This is a genomic window from Sandarakinorhabdus sp., from assembly GCF_031422795.1.
GTDB lineage: Bacteria > Pseudomonadota > Alphaproteobacteria > Sphingomonadales > Sphingomonadaceae > Sandarakinorhabdus.
Map to the genome: position 1 here is coordinate 1 of NZ_JANPML010000277.1, position 2,913 is coordinate 2,913.

At 67.7% G+C, this 2,913-nt stretch carries 4 protein-coding genes; 1 reads left to right on the forward strand and 3 read right to left on the reverse strand.

Annotated elements, in window-relative coordinates:
- Positions 1 to 317 (forward strand): rRNA adenine N-6-methyltransferase family protein (locus RMO81_RS09950; RefSeq protein ID WP_310475695.1); only part of this gene is annotated, 317 nt, incomplete at its 5' end.
- Positions 318 to 358: 41 nt separating this feature from the next.
- Here the strand turns inward: RMO81_RS09950 and RMO81_RS09955 are convergent.
- The 3 genes from RMO81_RS09955 to RMO81_RS09965 form a co-directional block, all read right to left on the reverse strand.
- Positions 359 to 844, reverse strand: coding sequence for a tetratricopeptide repeat protein (locus RMO81_RS09955; protein ID WP_310475696.1), 486 nt, complete (start codon positions 842 to 844; stop codon positions 359 to 361).
- A gap of 26 nt (positions 845 to 870) precedes the next feature.
- Positions 871 to 2,016 (reverse strand): RsmB/NOP family class I SAM-dependent RNA methyltransferase, encoded by a 1,146-nt coding sequence (locus tag RMO81_RS09960; RefSeq protein ID WP_310475697.1) that lies wholly within the window; start codon positions 2,014 to 2,016, stop codon positions 871 to 873.
- Positions 2,013 to 2,913 (reverse strand): IMP dehydrogenase (locus RMO81_RS09965; RefSeq protein ID WP_310475698.1); only part of this gene is annotated, 901 nt, incomplete at its 5' end. The genes RMO81_RS09965 and RMO81_RS09960, both read right to left, overlap by 4 nt.

Below are 2,913 nucleotides of genomic sequence, written 5' to 3' on the forward strand. Positions count from 1 at the left end.
TGGCCGTGCTGGCGCAGTGGCGCTCCACCCCGAAAATCGCGCTCACCCTGCCGGCCCGCGCCTTCGTGCCGGCGCCCAAGGTGGAAAGCGCCGTGGTCCACCTCGTGCCGGCCACGCCCATGTCAGCCGCCACGCCCGCCCGTCTTGCCGCGCTCACGGCGGCGGCCTTTGGCCAGCGCCGCAAGATGCTGCGCGCCAGCCTGAAGGGCCTGCCCGGCGCACTGGAAGCGATGGAAGCCGAAGGCATCAGGCCCGACGCGCGGGCGGAAACCGTACCGGTGGAAGCCTTTGCCAAGGCAGCGGCGCGGTTGGGATAAGCCATCTCCCTCGCCCGTGCAGGGCGGGAGATGTCAGCCCCTCACTCCTGTGTGGTCTTGCCCTTCACCGGCGCCACGCTGGCTTGCGTCATCGCCTTGGCGATGGCCCCTTCCAGCCGGGTTGCGGCACCGCAATCGACCTTGCACAGCGCCTTGATGCGGGCGAGGTTGATCTGCGCCCGCGCCGTCGCGCCGCGCGCCACCAGCGCCCGGCCCTGGCCTTCCAGCGCCGGCACGTCAGACGGGTTCAGGGCGAGGGCTTCGCGGTAATATTTCACCGCCTTGCCGGGCAGGCCCAGTTTTTCATAGGCGGTGGCGATGCCAGAAAACGCCGCCACGTTGCGCGGATCGCTAGCCAGCGCGGCTTCAAAACTGTCGATGGCGTCCTGCGGCTTGCCGGCAGCCAATGCGGCCTGGCCGGTGGCAGCGAGTTGCAGCGACACCGGTTTCAGCTGATCATCGCGGCCCGGCGCGGCCACGGCAGCAGAGGCAAAAAACAGGATCGGCAGCAACAACGTCACACGCATGAAATCTCTCCCTGCGATCCGTCTTATCAAAGCCGGGATGACTGCGCGATGAAAAAGCCGTCGCACCCATCATCAGCCGGGGTGAGCACGCGGGTCTGCCACGCGGCCAGATTCGGCGTCGCGGCCAGCTGCGCTTCGCCTTCGGCCGGCAGCAGCGAACAGACGATATAAACGATGCGCCCGCCCGGTTTCAGCAGCAGTGTCGCCAGTTCGATCAGCATCGCCTGGGTCGCCACCAGCCGTTCCAGCCGGGCCGGATTGAGGCGCCAGCGGCTTTCGGGGTTGCGCCGCCACGTCCCACTGCCCGAACAGGGCGCATCGATCAGCACGGCATCGCAGCTGCCCATCAGATCGGCCAGCGCGCTGGCTTCCGCACCGGGATTGAGCAACCGCGATTCCACCGCTGCACCCGCGCGTGTCGCCCGCGGCGGCAACTGGCTCAGCCGGCCGCGATCGGTATCGCAAGCGATCAACCGGCCCGTTCCGGCCATATCCGCCGCCAGCGCCAGCGTCTTGCCGCCGGCTCCGGCGCACAGGTCCACCACCGTCTCGCCTGGCCGCGCCAGCAGCGCAGCGGCCGCGATCTGGCTGCCGGCGTCCTGCACTTCGATCAGGCCTTCGCCATATTCCGGCAGCGCTTCCACATTGGTGCCGTTGGGCAGCCGCACGCCGTGGGCCGTCTTCGGCAGCATTTCCCAATCGGGATGATCGGCCAGCACAGCTTCACGCGTCGCCCGCACGGCGTTCACCCGCACATCCAGCGGCGCCCGATCGAGCAATGCCGTCACCTGCCGTTCGGCATCATCGCCAAACCGCTCGATCAGCATCCGTTCGAGCCAAGCCGGCGCCAGGCCGGTGGTGGCCGACGGCTCGCCGTGCACCAGCGCCGGCGGGGCATGGCCGCTGGCGCCGAACAACGCCAGCAGTTCAGGATCATGGGCGCGGGCATGGCCGATCACGGCAGCGCGGCCGGAAAATGGCCGTTCGCCCAAGGCCCGGATCACCGCAAACACCAGATCGCGCACCGCACGCCGGTCTTTCGATCCCGCGTAACGGCGGGTGCTGAAATAGCGCTGGATGATGATGTCTGCCGCCGCGCCGCCGTCACGGGCAGCGGTGATCACCTGATCCAGAATTTCGATGGCGGCCTGAAGGCGGGCAGCGGGGATCATCCGCCGGTCGGGTAGTTGGGGGCTTCGCGGGTGATGGTCACGTCGTGAACGTGGCTTTCCTTCAGGCCGGCATTGGTGATGCGGATGAATTCCGCCCGTTCCCGGAACAGTTCCAGCGTCGCCGAACCGGTATAGCCCATCGCCGCCTTCACCCCGCCCACCAACTGGTGCAAGACATTGCTTGCCGGGCCCTTGTAGGGCACCTGGCCTTCAATGCCTTCCGGCACCAGTTTCAGCTGATCCTTGATGTCCTGCTGGAAATACCGGTCTGCCGAACCGCGCGCCATGGCCCCCACGCTGCCCATGCCGCGATAGGATTTGTAGGTGCGGCCCTGCCACAGGAAGGTCTCGCCCGGCGCTTCCTCGGTGCCGGCCAACAGGCTGCCCACCATCACGGCGCTGGCCCCGGCGGCAAGCGCCTTGGCCACATCACCGCTGGTGCGCAGGCCGCCATCGGCGATCACCGGAATGCCCAGTATCCAAGCAGCTTCGGCGGTATCCATCACCGCGGTCAATTGCGGCACGCCCACGCCGGCAACCACGCGCGTGGTGCAGATCGAACCCGGGCCGATGCCAACCTTGATGCCAGCGGCACCGGCATCGATCAGCGCCATCGCCGCAGCAGCGGTCGCCACGTTGCCGGCGATCACCTGGGCTGAATTGCTGTGCTTCTTGATGCGTGCCACCGCTTCGGCCACGCGGTCGCTGTGGCCGTGCGCGGTATCGACAATGATCAGATCGCACTCGGCATCAAGCAGCGCCTCGGTGCGTTCAAAGCCCGTATCACCCACGGTGGTGGCGGCGGCAACGCGCAGGCGGCCGGCTTCATCCTTGGTGGCGATGGGATGGTTTACCGCGCGCACGATGTCCATCATGGTGATCAGGCCGATGCAATGG